General features: G+C 50.3%; 20 protein-coding genes. 13 read left to right on the top strand and 7 right to left on the bottom strand.

Annotation, left to right across the window (positions count from 1 at the left end):
• Positions 1-2 precede the first annotated feature (2 nt).
• On the bottom strand, positions 3-194 hold the full coding sequence (locus tag WJU16_RS01325) for a hypothetical protein (RefSeq protein ID WP_341836527.1): 192 nt from the start codon (positions 192-194) through the stop codon (positions 3-5).
• Between the two features lie 187 nt (positions 195-381).
• Positions 382-966 carry an MCP four helix bundle domain-containing protein gene (locus WJU16_RS01320; RefSeq protein WP_341836526.1) on the bottom strand — a complete coding sequence of 195 codons (585 nt, stop codon included), beginning with the start codon at positions 964-966 and terminating at the stop codon, positions 382-384.
• 81 nt (positions 967-1047) lie between these two features.
• On the opposite strand from WJU16_RS01320, the gene WJU16_RS01315 reads away from it, so the two are divergent.
• Positions 1048-2778 (top strand): glycoside hydrolase family 9 protein, encoded by a 1731-nt coding sequence (locus tag WJU16_RS01315; protein ID WP_341836525.1) that lies wholly within the window; start codon positions 1048-1050, stop codon positions 2776-2778.
• A gap of 106 nt (positions 2779-2884) precedes the next feature.
• Here WJU16_RS01315 and WJU16_RS01310 read toward each other — a convergent pair whose 3' ends face one another.
• From WJU16_RS01310 to WJU16_RS01300, 3 genes are all read right to left on the bottom strand, one after another.
• A complete protein-coding gene (locus WJU16_RS01310; RefSeq protein WP_341836524.1) occupies positions 2885-3907 on the bottom strand; it encodes a phytase in 1023 nt (340 codons plus the stop codon).
• Between the two features lie 16 nt (positions 3908-3923).
• A complete protein-coding gene (locus WJU16_RS01305) occupies positions 3924-6737 on the bottom strand; it encodes a TonB-dependent receptor (RefSeq protein WP_341836523.1) in 2814 nt (937 codons plus the stop codon).
• A gap of 253 nt (positions 6738-6990) precedes the next feature.
• Entirely contained in the window at positions 6991-8568 is a 1578-nt protein-coding gene (locus WJU16_RS01300) for a tetratricopeptide repeat protein (protein WP_341836522.1), read from the bottom strand.
• Positions 8569-8665: 97 nt separating this feature from the next.
• Here WJU16_RS01300 and WJU16_RS01295 point away from each other — a divergent pair, with 97 nt between their 5' ends.
• Complete coding sequence (locus tag WJU16_RS01295) at positions 8666-9550, top strand: retropepsin-like aspartic protease (protein WP_341836521.1); 885 nt, start codon at positions 8666-8668, stop codon at positions 9548-9550.
• A 137-nt stretch (positions 9551-9687) separates the two neighbouring features.
• Entirely contained in the window at positions 9688-10191 is a 504-nt protein-coding gene (locus tag WJU16_RS01290) for a hypothetical protein (protein WP_341836520.1), read from the top strand.
• A 78-nt stretch (positions 10192-10269) separates the two neighbouring features.
• On the opposite strand, the gene WJU16_RS01285 is transcribed toward WJU16_RS01290, so the two are convergent.
• Together WJU16_RS01285 and WJU16_RS01280 are read right to left on the bottom strand one after the other, a co-directional pair.
• Positions 10270-11052 carry a hypothetical protein gene (locus WJU16_RS01285; RefSeq protein WP_341836519.1) on the bottom strand — a complete coding sequence of 261 codons (783 nt, stop codon included), beginning with the start codon at positions 11050-11052 and terminating at the stop codon, positions 10270-10272.
• A 166-nt stretch (positions 11053-11218) separates the two neighbouring features.
• The gene (locus WJU16_RS01280; RefSeq protein ID WP_341836518.1) at positions 11219-11665 is read right to left on the bottom strand and encodes a GNAT family N-acetyltransferase; all 447 of its coding nucleotides are present in this window, start codon (positions 11663-11665) and stop codon (positions 11219-11221) included.
• Positions 11666-11680: 15 nt separating this feature from the next.
• Between WJU16_RS01280 and WJU16_RS01275 the strand changes: the two genes are divergently transcribed.
• From WJU16_RS01275 to WJU16_RS01230, 10 genes are all read left to right on the top strand, one after another.
• On the top strand, positions 11681-11920 hold the full coding sequence (locus WJU16_RS01275) for a hypothetical protein (RefSeq protein ID WP_341836517.1): 240 nt from the start codon (positions 11681-11683) through the stop codon (positions 11918-11920).
• A gap of 124 nt (positions 11921-12044) precedes the next feature.
• Complete coding sequence (locus WJU16_RS01270; RefSeq protein ID WP_341836516.1) at positions 12045-12530, top strand: Crp/Fnr family transcriptional regulator; 486 nt, start codon at positions 12045-12047, stop codon at positions 12528-12530.
• Between the two features lie 152 nt (positions 12531-12682).
• Positions 12683-13090 carry a RidA family protein gene (locus WJU16_RS01265; RefSeq protein ID WP_341836515.1) on the top strand — a complete coding sequence of 136 codons (408 nt, stop codon included), beginning with the start codon at positions 12683-12685 and terminating at the stop codon, positions 13088-13090.
• 396 nt (positions 13091-13486) lie between these two features.
• The gene (locus WJU16_RS01260; RefSeq protein ID WP_341836514.1) at positions 13487-14125 is read left to right on the top strand and encodes a hypothetical protein; all 639 of its coding nucleotides are present in this window, start codon (positions 13487-13489) and stop codon (positions 14123-14125) included.
• A gap of 31 nt (positions 14126-14156) precedes the next feature.
• Positions 14157-14609 (top strand): DoxX family protein, encoded by a 453-nt coding sequence (locus WJU16_RS01255; protein WP_341836513.1) that lies wholly within the window; start codon positions 14157-14159, stop codon positions 14607-14609.
• 12 nt (positions 14610-14621) lie between these two features.
• Positions 14622-14786: a hypothetical protein gene (locus WJU16_RS01250; RefSeq protein ID WP_341836512.1), complete on the top strand. Its 165-nt coding sequence runs from the start codon at positions 14622-14624 to the stop codon at positions 14784-14786.
• 11 nt (positions 14787-14797) lie between these two features.
• Positions 14798-15235 carry an antibiotic biosynthesis monooxygenase gene (locus tag WJU16_RS01245; protein WP_341836511.1) on the top strand — a complete coding sequence of 146 codons (438 nt, stop codon included), beginning with the start codon at positions 14798-14800 and terminating at the stop codon, positions 15233-15235.
• A gap of 58 nt (positions 15236-15293) precedes the next feature.
• On the top strand, positions 15294-16142 hold the full coding sequence (locus tag WJU16_RS01240) for a sigma-70 family RNA polymerase sigma factor (protein ID WP_341836510.1): 849 nt from the start codon (positions 15294-15296) through the stop codon (positions 16140-16142).
• A 35-nt stretch (positions 16143-16177) separates the two neighbouring features.
• The gene (locus WJU16_RS01235) at positions 16178-16762 is read left to right on the top strand and encodes an NAD(P)H-dependent oxidoreductase (RefSeq protein ID WP_341836509.1); all 585 of its coding nucleotides are present in this window, start codon (positions 16178-16180) and stop codon (positions 16760-16762) included.
• Between the two features lie 2 nt (positions 16763-16764).
• Positions 16765-17121, top strand: a complete 357-nt coding sequence (locus WJU16_RS01230; protein WP_341836508.1) for a nuclear transport factor 2 family protein — start codon at positions 16765-16767, stop codon at positions 17119-17121.
• Positions 17122-17180: the final 59 nt, after the last annotated feature.

Below are 17180 nucleotides of genomic sequence, written 5' to 3'. Positions count from 1 at the left end.
CATTATTGCCGCGGTGTTTGTTTTTGCAGCATCATGAACATCATCCCCAGCAGGCTGCCACCGAACACGGGCCATACGTAAATGCCGATGGTCATCAGCAGATCGGCCTCGGGCCAGTGGTTGATTTTGAAAAGAATGCTGGTGCCCAGGAGGAGGGAAGACAAAATCAGTAAGGAAACAATGACTTTTTTCATAGCCGCAAGGAAATTGTAACAGGATAAATGTACGGTTTATTGCCCGGTAACTGTAGTCACCTTACCGTTTCTGCATGGCGGAATCCTGCCAGAAAATCCGCAATCCGCAACAGTAATGGTTTTTAAACGGGAACTACCTCTTTACCGCATTGTTGTTTGATCCGGAAGAATTGTAGTAAAGGAATGACTAATTCAGGCTTTGATGATCCGCGGGATTGAAAGCCTTATCCGACAAGCCGAGCAATACGATCGCCAGCACGCCGAGTATGATCAATAGTGTCAGCTCCAGCTGGGAGCTGAGCGAAGATCCGCTTATGATGTCCATGGAGTCGGATTGCAGGATTTTACCTTCCCCGATCTGGATACTGCTGAGTGCGTTGAGGTTGGTGACAGTTTCCTGGAATTGATGCAGCATGGCCAGCGTGTCTCCTGCAATGGCCAGTTGCCGGTAGGCTGACAAATGTGATTTGAATGAAGTCCATTGCTTTTTCTCGTCCGGCGTGAGGTAGGTCGTTTCGTAAGTAGTAATCAGGCTATCGATTGCTTCGGCATGTCCGTCGTTTCCTTTCAGCCTTTGCTCGTACAAATGGTTGGCGATGCCGTAAAGGTAAGTGGCTGGCAACAGGCGATCGTTGTAAATGGAGGTTACAGATTGCTCAAGCCGGTTGATATTTCTCCGTTCCCGGAGGTTGTTGAGCAGCACCAAAACTATAATCACAATAAAAACGCAACATACCTTGAACTTCGTCTTGAGTTGAAAAAAGCGTTTCATTCACGGAATTTACCTTAATATATCACTTTTTGGGGAATAAACAGATCAACAATACTATCTTGTCTTGTAAATTCCACTGTCATGAGAACCATCGCGTGCCTCATCCTTCTCCTGCTCCCAGTCATTGCAAGCCGCGCGCAGGAAAGCCCTGTCCGCCTGAATCAGACGGGTTTTTACACCGCCGGTCCCAAGCGCGCCGCCGTTACGGGGCCCGTTGCTTCCGGCCTGTTTTTCATCACTACGCCGGACGGCAAAGACACCGTGTTCCGAAGCACCCTTCAACCCGAAAAATCTTCCCGATGGTCCAAAACCATCGTACGCATGGCCGATTTCAGCGCCCTGGAAAGGAAGGGGCGCTTCGTACTCCGCGTTCCCGGCCTTCCGCCGTCGTTCCCATTCGAAATTGGCGATGCGCCCTTCCGCGACCTGGCAGCCGCTGCATTAAAAGGGTATTACTTCCAAAGGGCTTCCATGCCGCTGGAAGCTCGGTTTGCCGGCAAATGGAAACGCCCCGCCGGCCACCCGGACACGCGAGTACTGGTACACGCTTCCGCGGCCGACGCCAAACGCCCTGAAGGAACAGTGATTGCTTCGCCCGGTGGTTGGTACGATGCCGGCGACTACAATAAATACATCGTCAATTCCGGGATCACCATGTACATGCTGCTGGCGGCGTACGAAGACTTTCCCGCCTATTTCGATAAATTCGATATCAACATTCCCGAAAGCGGCAACGGCGTCCCCGATATTCTCGACGAAGTGCTGTACAACCTCCGCTGGATGCTCACCATGCAGGACCCCAACGATGGCGGCGTGTACCACAAATGCACCAATGCCGATTTCGATAAGATGGTCATGCCCCACGAAGCGTCAAAATCCCCGCGCTATGTTGTCCAGAAAAGCCTGACCGCCGCATACGATTTCGCGGCGGTGATGGCCATGAGCGCCAGGATCTACGGTAAATTCAGTAAAGCCTTCCCCGGATTGGCCGACAGCTGCCGGCAGGCGGCCGTCCGTGCCTGGGAATGGACTGAACTTCACCCGGACGTGCAAAACGGTTACAGCCAGAAAGCCATCAACGCATGGGTCAAACCACCCATCACGACAGGCGAATATGGCGACAGGGATGCCTCCGACGAAAGAAACTGGGCGATCACCGAACTCTACCTCACTTTACGCAGCGGGAAATTCCAAAACCTCCTGTCGAAGGTTCCAGACGACGCCACCCTGCCCACCTGGTCGAAAGTAGGGATGTTGGGCGGATGGAGCCGCTTCAGGCTGGCATCCACACCCGCATTAAAAACATCCCGCGTGCAACTGGCCGACGCCCTGCTGGATAAGATCGGTGAAAACGCATTCGGCACCGTGATGGGCCGCGCTGCGGGCGACTTCAACTGGGGCGGTAACGCCAACGCCGCCAACCAGGGCGTGATGCTCGTGTACGCGTACATGGCCACCCAAAACCGGAAATATCTCGATCACGCCCTGTCCAACCTCGATTACCTGCTGGGCCGCAACGCCACCGGGTACTGCTTCGTTACCGGCTTCGGCGGCAAATCTCCCATGCATCCCCATCACCGGCCCTCCATCGCCGATGGCGTGAAGGACCCTGTGCCGGGGCTCCTCGCAGGCGGACCGAATATTAAAATGCAGGACAACTGCGACTATCCCTTCAAAGAAATCGAAACCGCGTATGTGGACCACGACTGCTCCTACGCTTCCAACGAAATTGCCATCAACTGGAACGCCCCGTTGGTGTACCTTGTCAATGCCCTGGAGGCGTTGAAAAAAGAAGCAGGTTATGTGAACTGACGACGCGCTATCCTGGGCTGGACAGGATACGTGGGAGAAAAAAGATGATACAATAAGAAACGGCTGACAAATCATGCCAGCCGTTTCAGCGAATTACTTAACCAATTTATTTCAACCGCACAAACAGATCCTGCCAGGCGTAATAGTGGAACACCCGGCCGTTGCTCATCGCCACGAATAATCCCCCCGGGAATTTACCCCCGAAAGTCACCGGCGTGATTTCCGAGCCGTCGCTTTCAATCGTGGAAACAGGCACTTTCCCCAAAAAGTCATTCTTCCCTTCCCGGCGGAAAACCATGAACGAATTCGCCTGCTGGTTGGAAACGATGATATATCCCGTGCTGTCGCCCGTCGGATACACCGAAATCCCCTCGTGATCGGAAGCAAAACCCTCCTGGCCGAAGAACCCCAGCTCCGAATCGTCGTGCTTGTCCGGATCGGCGAAGTACTTCTTCACACCCACCGTTTCATCGGAATAATATACATGCCCCAGCTGGTTGTCGACCGCGATCGCCTCGATCTCCTTCTTGCCGCTGTATTTCCCGAACTTCCGCACCAGCTCCGCTTTTACCTGGCCTTTACCGTCGTCCGACAGCCGGTATTGCCAAAGGTAACCATCGGCAGGACCTTCCTTCCTGCCCACGATCACGAAGATGGCGGAGTCGTGCGGACGGGTATACAACGCCACGCCCATCGGGTCGGCCAGCGCCTCGCTTTCGAAGACGGGAATGCCGCCGTTGTCGATGGGCTGGAGGCCGGGGAGGCGGAAGATGCGGATCTTTTTGGTTTCGCGCTCCGTTGCCACCGCAATGTCGGCCAGCTGGCCGGAAAGCGGCAGGTTATAAGCGATATCCACGTTGTTGGGCCGTTTGAGCGGCTCCGACCTTCCAACGATCTTCCCGTCGAGGTCAAAGGCGTAGAGCGCGCCGTCGGAATCTTTATCGGTACCGATGACGAGGCTTTTAAGCGTATCCGCCCGGTTGATCCAGATGGCGGGATCGTCGGTGTCGTGTTGTGTTGGCTGGGTCACTACCCGGGGTTTGACGGCATTTTCCGCCACTGGCGCAAGCCCTTTGCACGCGGCGCCGCCCAATGCCAGGGCTATGCTGAGTATCGTTAATTGATGCATGATTGAATTGTTCAGGTTACAGATCGAATTTGAAGCCGAAGTTGAAACGCGGGCGATAGAACTCGGCTTGCATGGTTCGCTCGCGGATGCCCTGGTAGTAACGTAACGGCTGGTTGGTCAGATTGTTCGCCTCGCCGAATACGCGCAGCTGGCGGGTCAGCTTCACGGAAGCGTTGGCGTCCAGGAAAAACTGGCGGTCGTAGAAACGGTCTTCGAAATCGTCGCCGCCCAGCTCATCGAGGTAAGCCGCGGCGTAGTTGCCTGACAGGCGGGCGGAGAAGATCTTGTTCTCGAAAGAAAGCGATGCGTTGAACATGTGGGGCGCGGTGCCGGGTAGCGTTACGCCGTTACGCTTCTCGCCGTCGCCGTTGTACACCCCGTCGGCTTTGGATCTGGTGAATGTGTAGTTCAGGTACACGCCAAACCCTTTTGCGAAGCCGGGGAGGAAGTCGAGCTGGCGTTGCAGCGCTGCTTCAAACCCGTATACCTTCACTTTGTTGCCGTTGCGCGCCTGGGTATACGACCAGCTTTCATCAACGGGAATGGGATTGGTCTGCCCGGGGAAATCAGCCGCAAACGCGGCGGTGTTGTACTGTTCGTTCCGGTAGGTGTAGATGAAATCTTTGATGTTTTTGTAAAACACGCCCCCCGACAAAATACCCACCGATTTGAAATATTGCTCCGCCATGAAGTCGAAGTTGGTGGCGTAAGCTGCTTTCAGTGCGGGGTTGCCGGCGCTGATTTCCTCGTCTTCCTGTACGATGTTCAGGTATGGCGCAATGTCGTAATAGTTCGGGCGCGCCAGGGAAGTGGTAGCGGCGAGGCGCAGCACGAGATCTTCCGTGGCGTTATATTTGAAAGTCAGGCCCGGCAGGATGTTGAGATAGCTGTTTTTGATGCTGCGCTTGCCGGTGAGGGTTTCTTCTTCCTCCACCACGTTTCCTTCGTATTTAGTGCTGGTGTTTTCAAAACGGATGCCGGCGATAAACGAAAGCCTTGAGGTGATATCCTGGTCCCAGCGCAGATATCCCGCGACGATCGATTCCCTGGCTTTGTAATTCACGGCGAGGAACTCTGATGGATCCGCCGTTTTTTCGAACAGGGTGGGGTCGCCCAGGTCCAGCCCGCCGAGGAATTCAGGGGCGATGAAGCGGCCGGGAACGTATTGGTTGCCGGGCTGGAAGGGTTGTTTGTTCCATTGGAAACCCGGCATTTTGTCCAGGTGTGCAAATTCGTTGAGAGGCTCGTATTCGAAGAAATCGTTTTCCCGTTCTTTATCTTTCAAACGAAGACGGCCACCCACGCGCATACGCCCTTTCTGCCCGGGTACCACGCTCAGCGGGAAGCGCAGGTTCACCTTCATGCCCAACTCGCTTTCTTTCGTGAAATCATTGTTTTCCGTCAGCGTAGCAAGGCTGTAATCGCCGTCTGTAGCGCCGGGCGCCGTAACGAGCGGGCGACGGGGATTGGTGATGTCCATCGTCAGGGGAACATCTTCATATTCGTATTCGATGTACCGTTCCCGGTCTTTCTTTTCGCTGGCGGTTGACCACGACGCGCCCCAGTTCAGGTCTACCTTCGGGCTCAGCAGGTGATCGCCGCGGAGGGAGTAGTTCTGCACGCGCTGCGTTTCCAGCCTTCTGTTTTTGCCGCGGTTGCCACCCACACCGCCTTTGTTTTCACGGGTAAGTGTGCCGGTGTAGCCGGTGATGTTGTCGTTGGCGTCGTATTCCGGCTCGATGTCTTTGGCGTTGAAGGCGAAACGGTTCTCGCGGTCGTCGCGCCAGGTATACATCGCATTGAAATAAAGGGTGTTGCCGGGATTGATTTTGTAATCCAGCGCAGCGGAAGCATTCCTGCGGACGCGTTGCACAAAGTATTGGCGGATACCCAATTCTTCGAGGTACACATTCCCGAAATCGTCTTTCTTCCAGGTAGGTTCGATGTTATCCGACCCGTAATCGTTGTTGTTGTAGGATGCGCTGAGGATGGCGCCGAGTTTGGAGTGGAAGAAGCGGTTCCCCAGCACGAGGGCGCCGTTATAGATTGGCTTCTCACGGATAGGGTTGTAGCCGGACGACAGCGTGGCAGACACGCGCGGACCATTCGGCGCGGCGCGGGTCATCAGGTTCACCGATCCGCCGATAGCGTCGGCGTCCATGTCGGGCGTGAGGGTTTTATTCAGCTCGATGGTCTGAACCATATCACTGGGGATAAGGTCCATCTGCACGTTGCGGTTATCGCCTTCGGCGGAAGGGATGCGGTCTCCGTTGAGGGTAACGGAATTCAGCTGAGGCGCCAGCCCGCGGATGATGATATTGCGCGCCTCGCCCTGGTCGTTCTGCATGGTAACGCCGGGGATGCGTTTGATGGCGTCGCCGATATTGCCGTCGGGGAAGCGCCCGATCTGGTCGGCGCTCACCACGTTGGTCACATTGGGATTGTTTTTCTGCTGATTGAGGGCTTTCGCCTGTCCGCGGAGCCTGTCGCCCACTACGAGCACTTCTTTCCCTGCGATGCCGCCGGCTTCCAGGGCGAGCGATTGCTCAGGATTGCGCCCGGCGGTAATATGCACATCCTTCGAAATTTTACCGTAGCCGATGTAGGTCACCTCCAGCCGGTAAGCGCCGGCAGGCACGTTGAGGAACTCGAAACGGCCCTGCTGGTCGCTGATGGTATAGTGATTGCCGGGGCTCAGCCGGAGCGTGGCGCCGGGGAGGGAGAGCCGCTGGTTTTTATCCATAATATGGCCGGTCAGTAAACCGGTTTCCTGTGCAAATGCCCAAATGCTGCAACAGCAAAGGATCATTACAGACAGCAATTTTTTCATGGTATCTTTTTTAAGTTTTGCTTGCACCCGGAAGAAAGCGGCCGTCTTTTTTCCAGGCACCCAAAGATGCGCATGAACCCTCCGCCACAGCAAATTTCTACCGTAAACAAAAAGGAAACAGCGTTAACAGGCACGTAAACAATCCGGCAACAGCGTGAACAAATTCCATATAAGTATTTGATTATCAGTTTAAATTACCGTAACAAAATGGCTGTTAAGGAATTATTACCGTAACATGAAGGACGTGTTAACCTCAAATCGATTGTATGAAAGTGGTCAGGTTTTCCCCCTGGCGGAGTTGCAGTTTTTTGCGAAGCCGGTACCTTACCACGCGGAGGCTATCCTGTGAGATCCCCAGCAACACGGCGATGTCGGCCGAGCTGAGGTTCATTTTCAGGAGCGCGACCAGGCGGAGGTCGCCGGGCGTGAGCGACTGGCAATATTCCCTGATCTTATCAAAGAATGATTGGTGGATCTGTTCGAAGGTGCTCCGGAACTCGTCCCAATGTTGGTCGTGGTTGAAATTCTGGTGGATGAGTTGCTGGAGTTGTTTGAGTTGTTTTTTCTGGTCGCGGCGTTCGTCATTGACCATATCCAGTAGTTTCTGCTGGATATCTTCCAGCAATTGGTTTTTCTGGATGATGTGAAGGGTATGGGCGCTGAGGACTTTCGAGCGGGTTTCGAGTTCCTGTTTCAGGCTTTCTTCCTGGTGTTGCAGTAATTCGGTGCGGGTTTTGAATTGCTGCTGCTCCTGCATCCGGAGGAGGGCGGCGTTGCGGATGCGCAACCGTTGCCGGGAAATCACCAGCGCGCCGAGGGTAACGAGCAGGAGCGCGCCGATCACGAGGAAGATGGCGGTGTTGCGGGCGTTCCGGAGGCGGACGATCTCCAGGTCTTTTTTCCCGGTATCGTACATGGCCTGGATGACGGAAAGTTGTTTGCCGCTTTCGCGGGAATAGATATTCAGGAGGCTTTCGCGGCTGAGCTCGCCGTAATGGAAGGCGCTGTCGTTGCGGCCCATCAGGTGATAGGCGCGGGCCATATCGCGGTAGGCGCTGCTGAGCTGGTATTCTTCCCGGGTGGCAAGCGCCAGTTCCAGCGCGTTGCGGGTATAGGCAAGGCTTTCGGCGAAACGGTTGGTTTTGCGGAGGATGTCGCCCAGGTTGTTGTAAATCTCGATGGTGGCGAGGCGGTCCTGGATATGGAGATTGAGCGCCAGGGATTTGTTGAAGTAATGATAGGCGGAGTCGTATTGTTCGAGGTCTTCGTGGATGCTGCCCAGGTTTTCGTATATCTTGGCGATGCCCTGTTGGTCAGCCGTGCGGGTAAAGAGGGCGAGGGCTTTGTGCTGGTAAAACGCGGCGGAATCGTAATCTTCGCGTTTTTCGCAGAGGTGGCCGACGCGGCCGATAGTTTGGGCCATGCCGTTGAAGTTGCCGGCGCGGGTATAAAGGGCGAGGGCTTCATCGTATTGGCGGCGGGCTTCCTGTGGTTGGCGGCTGTAATAATATAAGGTGCCGATGTCGTTGAGGTTTTGGGCGAGCGATGTCCACTGCTGCTCTTTGCGGTAAAGCTTCCCGGCCTGCAGGTGGTAGTCGAGGGCCTGGGGGTAGTACCCGAGGTGATAGCAGGCGTCGCCCATCCGGCTGAGGATCCCTGCGGCGGCGATAGGATCTTTGCGGGAAAGGGCTTGTTCCAGGGAATCCTTCAGTGCAGGGAAGCCAGGTGTGGCGCCGGGTGCCGGCATAACAACGGCCTCGCCCGGTGTTTGTGGCCAGGCGGAAAGGGGAGCGGCGGCAAATAGCATCCCAATCAGGAAGATGTATTTCATCCTGCAAAGGAAATCGTCCCATATTACCGCAATGTTAAGTCCAGGCTCATGCCCCCGTTTTCTACATTTCCTTATCTTCACGCAAATTTTTTAGCTTATGAAACCGTGCTTCCTGGCGTTCCTCTTCGCCTGTGTATTCATTTCGGCCAAAGCCCTACCCGCCGCCAATGAAATTCCCTTCCAATTGCTCGAATCCGGCCATTTGCTCGTGAAAGCCAAAGTAGATGGGATAGAAGGCAATTTTATCTTCGATACCGGCGCGGGGCTGACCGTCTTTACCAAAACCTTTTTCGACAAGCTGAAAAATACCAGGAAGGAAGACGGCGGATACACCGGGTTCAGGGCCACCGGCGAACGGCTCGATATCGACCTGTATGAAGTCCGGAATTTTGAGTTCGGGCCGTTGAAAAACGCCGTGCAGGAAGTGAGCTTCCTGGATGCGAACCTCGGCGGGATCGACGGTATCATCGCTATAAAAGTGCTGGAGCACCAACCGTTCACGATCGATTTCCCAGCGAAAGTGATCCGTTTCGAGGATAAGCAGTCGCTCGCAGGCATTCGCAGGCAGGCAAAATCCATCCCTTTGCAGCTGGAACAATCCCGGAATAAGTCACTGACGATATTCGCCTATTTTATGGTGAACGACAGCCTGCGCCTGCAATGCTCGCTGGACAGCGGCGCGGGCAAGGATGTTTTCCGGCTGAATGCGAAGCATTTGCCGCGCCTGGGTGTGGATGTGCGCGATACGGTGAATGTGCGGAAGATTGAACGGAAAAGCGAATTCAACGAACAATTCAAATCATCAATCTACATCACGAAGTTGCGGAAACTCTCCCCCGACGGCGCCCCTTCCATCCAATCCGGCCCTTTCCCCGTGCAATTCGTGGAAGGGTTGATATATGACGGGATCATGTGGATCAACTGGCTGGGGCAACGCCTCACGTTCGACCTGGATGCGCCGGTCTTGTTGGTGCGGGAGTAGGATGGTAATGCAGGATTTGGTAGAAACGGGAGAAATAATTATTTTCCATGTATGCCGGCGAACGGATCGCCGGCCACAGTGAACGCAGACAATAACCCTTTTTTCACCCTTATTCTCTTACCCTAATTTTTTCAGTTATGAAAAGACTATTCCTGTTGACCTGTTTCAGCATGTGCTGCCTGGGATTGCATGCCCAATTATTGACGCCCGCCCCGGATCCCGGCAAAGCGGCGGTTTGTCCGGTTCCTTCCACAGAGGGAATAAAAGTCATCAAGAACGGTGCTTGCGAATCCGGTACCACCTTCGACGTAGGACTGGCGGATTATTACGCTACAAGTCCCACCAGCGCCTGCAGCATCCTGGCTGCGCGGAGCATCACGGAAGTGGAGTGGCAGGTGTACCCTCCCGGATCGGCGACGTATTCCATCACCTGGAACACGGGGTATTTCGTGTGCAGTGGCGTGAGCAACGCGGGTTTCCGGTTAACGTACAACCCGGCGGACCCCAACCTGCCGATTTCCTTCCTGTTCAGGATTAAAAACAGCTGCGGGCAATGGAGCGACTGGAGCGCGGGATTTGCCGTATTTAAGAATCGTTGCGGCAGCGGCGGATGGGAGCTGGTGGCGGCGGACGCAAAATGAATTACCGGTGATGGCAAAAATGGCCTGTCTTCGGACAGGCCATTTTTTTATACGGTTATCCGTGATGGAAGGTCAATGTCAAAACACCTCTAAAATTTTCGCCGAGCCGTTTTTCTTCATCAGTTCCATCTCCCCAAACCGGTCGGGCCGGCCGGTTTCGATGCCGATACCGAGCACCAGGGACACTTGCTCGGGGATGCCGGGGGCGAGTTGAAGCGGGATCGTGGCGGCATCTGCGGAGTCTTCCATATGCAGCCAGGGGGTGTGGTGATGCGTCATTTGGTATCGATCCTGGCGATGGGGTGTTTTGCCCGAATAAACGACATCGCCCACGGTGGATAGCGTGATAACGAAGCGGGTGAACAATCCTTTTCCTGACAGGAAGAGGTTGACGTCCGGTATTAACGCGGGGATGATGATATTGGCGGAAGCATTGGCCCGGTCGGTTTGTACGGTTACAGGATGTCGCAGGATGCCATCGAAGGGGCGTTCCTGGTGGAGGCTGCATCCTGTCAGCATATGCCGGTGGCGGGACAGGAAAATATTCCGCTCGCCCCGGATCCCTTCGGTATCCAGCGTTTGTATTTTCTTGGCGAGTTTATTCAGCGCGCCCGTGAAATTGGCATCGCCGAGATGCTTCAGGGGGAATATCGCCCTGCGGATGCCCGCGGTCAGCATGGTGCAGGCCCTGAACTCATTGTTGAGCTCCCGGGTCACCTGGAAAGCCGGCGCATGGAGGATTTGCTTCCGGGTAGGCCCGCTGGCCTGGCGCAGATAGGTTTTGCCCGTGCCGTTCCGCTTGAACGCCGTAACATTTCCAATAGTGCCGGTAAAGTCAATCAATGAGTGTAAGGTCGCCATGATAGATAGATTTATGTATTATGAATAAACAATAAACCGGTATCTCACCGTTTAAAAGGCATGCAGGAGCTACCTCCTATATAAGGAGGCTCATAGGTGGCTAAAGGGTGACTAAGAGGTAGGATAGAGGTGGCTTAATTGACAGTAGTGTGACAGGAAGGCCGGTTTATTTCCACCAATAATAGTAGTTATGCGCCCCATCATATTCGAAGCCGCAGCGGGGATAAAGCTTGTTACCGATGTCGTTCGTTTTTTCGGTTTCCAGCATCAGCCCGCAGGCGCCGGTTTCATCGCACCATTGCTTGGCCCGGTCGATCAGCGCCACAGAAAGCCCCCTCCCGCGGAAATCGGGGTGAACGAACAGATCGCTGAGCAACCATTGCTTTCCAAGCCTGATATAATGATAAAGCTCGTACAGCTGGACGAACCCGGCCGGCCGGCCTTCCACGTATACCAAAAAGATATGCGACTGTTCCTGCCGCAAACGGTCATGGATAAATGCTTTACATGTCTCGTAATCCGGCGCCTGGCGGTAGAAAACGCGGTACTGGTTGAATAAATCCGCAGCTATGCCGACATCTTTCAACATAGCTTTTTCGATCTTGAAATCCATAAAATGAACGTATTAATGAACCGCAAAGCTATCGTAAAGTTGGACCAGCTATATCATCCAGAATGTATTAAAATGGGTAGTCCAGGTTGTCGGCGTTTACACGCCGGCTGGAAAAATTTTGAAACCGGAGCCAACAATGTGAAGCAGGTCATGGAAGCCAATTTCAGGCAGTTGACAGATAAAGCATTTGAAAAAGATGGGCAAGATGTAGTGAGCGATTTGAAATCTTTAAAAAAAATACTTGAAGAGCAGTAACGACTTATTAATTGATATTTTGCAAACGAAAAAGGAATGCTTATATGGTCGAAAGTGCTTTATTAGAAAACATATCGAAATATATAAAACTTACGCATGATGAAATCTCAACTTTCGAAGGTTTTTGGACGAAGAAAACATTAGAAAAAGGAGACTATCTCTTACGTACGGCGATACCTGTCGATATGATAGTTATGTCGTTTCGGGTGCCTTGAAAGCATTTTACATCAATACAGACAATGGCAAGGAGGAAATCCTGTTTTTTGCTATCGACGACTGGTGGGCTTCTGACCTGGATAGCTTTTCCAAACAGAAGCCATCCATATACAACATACAAGCCATAGAAAGAACGACCGTTTTACAGATTAGCCATTATGCTTTTCAGCAATTACTGGCTGAACTTCCCTGTTTGGAACGGTACTTTCGGTTAATATTGGAGAGTTATCTGGGCGTATTGCAAAAGAGAATTATCTATAACAATGTGTATGATGCCGAAAGCAGATATGTTGCCTTTTTGGAAAATTACCCAACCATAGCTTCTAAAGTACCCCAATATCTGATTGCCTCCTATTTGGGTGTGTCTGCTGAATTTATAAGCCGCATTAATTAAAAAAAATAAATCGTCTTGACCTAGGTCAATTTTTTCTCCATCAATTACCGTCAACTTTGCTTCATAATATCAAGAAGCAAGGAAACATCATCCTATTTTCCAGAACGCCATTACATGGCAAAGGGAATGCTTATAACTTCAAATAAATAAAAATGAATATTTCACAAATTAAAATTACGCCGGACGCTTATGAACCATTCCGTCTGGCACAGGGACACCGTGTAGGTGATTTATTGTTTATTTCGGGGCAGACCGCTATTGGTAAGGACGGAAAGCTGACAGGCATAGGCGACTTTGATGCCCAGGCACAAATGGCTTTTGAAAACCTGGACAAGGTATTGAAAGCTGGAGGTTCAAGTTTGAAGAACGTGGTTAAGGTCACTATCATGCTCCGGGATATGAAGAACTTTGAGAAGATTGTCGGATTGAGAGGCAAATACTTTACCCCACCATATCCGGCGGATACTATTTTTGAAGTATCCTCATTGTTTTCACCGGATGCATTGATTGAGATAGAAGCCATTGCTGTCGCTGATGCGGCGGCAGATTGGGAGAAGTAATACGAAAATAAAATCCCTCAGAATAAGAAGTGGATAAGTGGTATGTGCTCCCGCGAAGCATCCTATAGGTTGCGTCGCATCTTTCGCGGGCATTCAGAAGCTACGAAGGTCGGCTCCCCGCCGCGTTCAAAAAGACGGTTGAAAATCCTACGTAATTTGTTGATTCTGAATCAAGATAAGATATCGCTATCGGGATGGTAAATGCTATCCTACATGCCGTTTCGCAGCATATCAGTGTTTCTTTCGTTACGAAAAAACAGGACAAATCACCTACGTTATAAAAATATCCTGAATGGTTTGTCACGTTTTCAGCACCTCATGTGTCAATATAGTGAATAGTGGTTGGCTGTAATAATTTTCCGGCCAGAGACTGGCAAAAAATGAAATCTGAAAAGAATGATGAAAGAAACAACGATAATAAAACACTTGTTGGCCTGGTTGTTTATCAATATATGGCACTTGCATAGCCGGGCGCAGATACCTGTTGAAATCAGTGCGGGACATGCCGGGTATTATTATCAGCATTCGTTCGCTACAAGGTTCGATCCCGAGAAATCCCTCGGGTTCTTTCATACCTCGTCGGTTCTTATACCTTATGATAAAAAGCGGGGAAATGAAATCATGAGCCAGTCTTACATTTCCTATGCGATGAGTCAACGATGGACATCAGGAGTTGGAACCATCTTCACGCCCGTGAACCGGGTAAGACCATCTGTATTTTTCCAGTATTTCCATAAAGGGAAAACAACATCTGTGCTGGTTTACCCGAGGATGGATATATGGTCTGACCCCAATCTCGAACTGATGGGCTTTATTGAATATCATGGAGCCGCCAACAGGCCTGTAAACCTATACGCCCGATTTCAATATATGACCACATGGAACCGGGACGGACATAGCCGCAGCTATCAATATGCAAGGGCAGGGATAGATACCGGAAGCAAACAGTTTGGCTTGGCCGCAAATTTTGACCAGTACGGACGTTTTGCCACAAACTACAGCAACTTTGGACTTTTCATGAGAAAAGTATTTTGAATAATGGTAGCATTAAATAACGAAAGAAATCATGAAACATCAAATTTTCAATACGCACAACGATTATACAGGTCTGATTATTCGCCTGACCATAGGCATCGTTATGTTTCCACACGGAGCGCAGGCTATGTTAGGCTGGTTTGGCGGCTTTGGGTTTACCCATACTTTGGAGGGTTTGCAACAGATGGGACACCCATGGCTTGTTGGATTATTAGTTATTTTAATAGAGTTCTTTGCACCCATTTTTATAATAACAGGCTTTGCCTCCCGTTTTTGGGCAATTGCAATGGGAGGCCTTTTTATTGGGATAATTTTATTTGCAGGACATCTTGAGCATGGCTTTTTTATGAACTGGTTTGGCGATAAGGAGGGTGAGGGATTCGAATATCACTTGCTGATGATCGGCTTATGCCTGGCACTATTTATTCAGGGCAGCGGAAAATATTCACTGGACAATCTGATATCCAAGAAAATCAATGCTTAAATTTAAATAGCGATGAATGCTATTCATGAGCTTTTATGGCTTGCTGTAGCAGCTTTTCTGATGTTGATGAGCCCGGGGCCGAATATGATTTATCTTATCATCATGGCAGTTGTTACTCTGGGCAACCCGTCTATCGAAATGTTCGATAAAAACGGTAAACTGAGATGGAAACAATAATTACAAGTTGTATGAAGCAAATATTAAAAACCATAATCCTTATCATGCCTATCCTTATGGCGATGAAAGCATTTGGTCAACATAAAAATCAATTCAAAATGGAACAAAAAAACAGAGAAGAGCGCATTGTTTCAGAACAGGTGGCCGTTATTGATAAAATCAGCATTCCCCAAAAAGCTATTGCGGCGTATGCTGAAAAATCGCTTTTCATCAGGAATACGCTCCGGCAGCAGCCTGGCTTTGTAAAATATGAAATTTTTCAACAGACAGATGATAGTGGAGACCTTCAGGTTATTACGGTTGCCACCTGGGAACACCGACAGCGCATGGAGGATGCCAGCGTAGTCATAAGGGAGGCGATGCAAAGGGCAGGGATTAATTTGCCGGCCTTTTTAGCGCAACATGCTATTACGATGGAAAGGGGTATCTATCAGACGGTCGAGGAGTAATTTAAACCTGCTATCTGCAAACGAGGAAGCGGGTAACTTCAATAAAATTTTAAAGCCAATGCAAAGGTACTATAATAAACTCCTGACCTATGCCTATAATATTGTCGGTTCTTACGAAGATGCAAAGGATTTGGTACAGGATGTACTGGAAAAATACATTACGTTGGATAAATCAAACATTCGCCACGAATCCAACTTTTTGATTAAAAGCACGATTAATCATGCCATAAATTTTAAGACCCGCCAAAGTAAAAAAGAAGTTTTCGGCGAATGGCTCCCCGAACCTGTTTCATTTGAAAATGCCGATGCAAAACTCATAAAAGAGGAGACCGCCACTTATACCATGCTCGTGCTGCTGGAGTACCTGAATCCAAAAGAAAGGGCGGCTTTCATTTTGAAAGAGGGCTTCGATTATTCACATGCAGAGATTGCCGAACTGCTTGAAATAACCATGGAAAATTCACGTCAACTGTTAAGCAGGGCCAATAAACAATTAAAAAATAGTAAATACGCAAGTTATAGCCCACATTCGGATCAATCATTCGAGACCTTGGGCAGGTATCAGAAAGCATTGGCTCAGGCTGACATCGTAGAATTGCAGAACTTATTGGTAAACGATATAAAACTAAGTGCGGACGGGGGCTCTAAAGTGCAGGTAGTGAGCGGTTCGGAGATAGGAAAGACAGCTACGGCCACTTTATTGGTGTATGTACAGCAGCACTTTCTGATGGGAAAAACATTCACCTTTCAATTTTTCAATCATCAGCCTGCTATCTGTTTTTGGGAGCATGAAAAGCTCCATAACTGTCATATCCTCCAATTAAATAAAGATGGATTAATCGAGGAAATATACTCCATTGTAGACCCGGATAAGTTAAGAAATATTACCAGGCTGTCACATATTTAGTACGCAAACTGTCTTCCATAGAAAGCGTAAAAAAGATGAAGACATTATTGAGAATTGACAGCAGCTTACGCCTGAAAAACTCCTATTCCCGCAGTGCGGGAGACAATTTTGTACAGGCATGGAAAGAGCTGAATCCGGGTGGAAGCGTCAATATACGCGAAGTCGGCACCTCGCTCATTCCCCATCTCGAGCAGGAAGTACTTGGGGCATTCTATGCTGCCGGGGATAATTCAGACCGCCTGCAATTGTCTGACCGGTTGATAGCTGAATTATTCGGATGCGATGAAATCCTTATCACGGTTCCTATGTACAATTTTGGTATCCCTTCCTCGCTGAAAGCCTATTTTGACCTGGTGTTGCGCACAGGTAAAACTTTCAGGTACCAGGAGGACGAAGCAATCGGATTACTGCAAAACAAAAAAGCTTACATTCTATCCACGATGGGGGAACTCCAATCAGATATGCCCAATCTGGTAGAAACGCATTTGCAGCAGATGCTGAATTTTATAGGCATAAAGGAGATTTACTGTTATTTATTGGACGGAACGGAAGATAAAGCATATGTCCAACAACAACTAAATCATCAGAAAGAACTATTTACAAACATCTTAAACAAATAAAAATGGAACAGGCAGAGAAAGCAATCGAGGCATTTGTAAAGGCGGGCGACAATCGTGATGTGGCAGCATTGGAAAACATCTTACATCCCTGCTTTCAGAATATACAGGACGGGTTTTTCGATGAAAAGGGGATTTTTGTATTCTCAAAATCTGACTATATCGATCTCATCCGTACCAAGCGGTTCGGAGGCAGCCCAAGGAGCCTGGTCATAAACAGCATGGAACAATCAGGAAATATGGCTATTGCACAAACGACGTTGGAAAGCGCGTATCTTATCTTTCACTCATTGATAATATGCATTCGGGATACTGGAGATTGGAAGATAATAAATAACACCCCTACAATCCAGGTGAAGTAGCCTTCACGGATGGCTGGATATTATTAAGCCATCTTAAGTCACCTTGAAGATTAATTATT

The sequence above is a fragment of the Chitinophaga pollutisoli genome (assembly GCF_038396755.1).
GTDB classification, from domain to species: Bacteria; Bacteroidota; Bacteroidia; order Chitinophagales; family Chitinophagaceae; genus Chitinophaga; species Chitinophaga pollutisoli.
The sequence above is the reverse complement of the archived record's forward strand: the minus strand, read 5'-3'. Positions and strand labels throughout refer to the sequence as shown.

Excerpts from the sequence above, each read along its gene's own strand:
- WJU16_RS01275 (WP_341836517.1), top strand. The coding sequence starts at position 11,681 with ATGAACCGCAAAGCTATCGTAAAGTTGGACCAGCTATATCATCCAGAA.
- WJU16_RS01305 (WP_341836523.1), bottom strand. The coding sequence starts at position 6,737 with ATGAAAAAATTGCTGTCTGTAATGATCCTTTGCTGTTGCAGCATTTGG.
- WJU16_RS01250 (WP_341836512.1), top strand. The coding sequence starts at position 14,622 with ATGAATGCTATTCATGAGCTTTTATGGCTTGCTGTAGCAGCTTTTCTG.
- WJU16_RS01255 (WP_341836513.1), top strand. The coding sequence starts at position 14,157 with ATGAAACATCAAATTTTCAATACGCACAACGATTATACAGGTCTGATT.
- WJU16_RS01260 (WP_341836514.1), top strand. The coding sequence starts at position 13,487 with ATGATGAAAGAAACAACGATAATAAAACACTTGTTGGCCTGGTTGTTT.
- WJU16_RS01310 (WP_341836524.1), bottom strand. The coding sequence starts at position 3,907 with ATGCATCAATTAACGATACTCAGCATAGCCCTGGCATTGGGCGGCGCC.
- WJU16_RS01320 (WP_341836526.1), bottom strand. The coding sequence starts at position 966 with ATGAAACGCTTTTTTCAACTCAAGACGAAGTTCAAGGTATGTTGCGTT.
- WJU16_RS01295 (WP_341836521.1), top strand. The coding sequence starts at position 8,666 with ATGAAACCGTGCTTCCTGGCGTTCCTCTTCGCCTGTGTATTCATTTCG.
- WJU16_RS01300 (WP_341836522.1), bottom strand. The coding sequence starts at position 8,568 with ATGAAATACATCTTCCTGATTGGGATGCTATTTGCCGCCGCTCCCCTT.
- WJU16_RS01265 (WP_341836515.1), top strand. The coding sequence starts at position 12,683 with ATGAATATTTCACAAATTAAAATTACGCCGGACGCTTATGAACCATTC.
- WJU16_RS01325 (WP_341836527.1), bottom strand. The coding sequence starts at position 194 with ATGAAAAAAGTCATTGTTTCCTTACTGATTTTGTCTTCCCTCCTCCTG.
- WJU16_RS01235 (WP_341836509.1), top strand. The coding sequence starts at position 16,178 with ATGAAGACATTATTGAGAATTGACAGCAGCTTACGCCTGAAAAACTCC.
- WJU16_RS01245 (WP_341836511.1), top strand. The coding sequence starts at position 14,798 with ATGAAGCAAATATTAAAAACCATAATCCTTATCATGCCTATCCTTATG.
- WJU16_RS01230 (WP_341836508.1), top strand. The coding sequence starts at position 16,765 with ATGGAACAGGCAGAGAAAGCAATCGAGGCATTTGTAAAGGCGGGCGAC.
- WJU16_RS01285 (WP_341836519.1), bottom strand. The coding sequence starts at position 11,052 with ATGGCGACCTTACACTCATTGATTGACTTTACCGGCACTATTGGAAAT.
- WJU16_RS01240 (WP_341836510.1), top strand. The coding sequence starts at position 15,294 with ATGCAAAGGTACTATAATAAACTCCTGACCTATGCCTATAATATTGTC.
- WJU16_RS01290 (WP_341836520.1), top strand. The coding sequence starts at position 9,688 with ATGAAAAGACTATTCCTGTTGACCTGTTTCAGCATGTGCTGCCTGGGA.
- WJU16_RS01280 (WP_341836518.1), bottom strand. The coding sequence starts at position 11,665 with ATGGATTTCAAGATCGAAAAAGCTATGTTGAAAGATGTCGGCATAGCT.
- WJU16_RS01315 (WP_341836525.1), top strand. The coding sequence starts at position 1,048 with ATGAGAACCATCGCGTGCCTCATCCTTCTCCTGCTCCCAGTCATTGCA.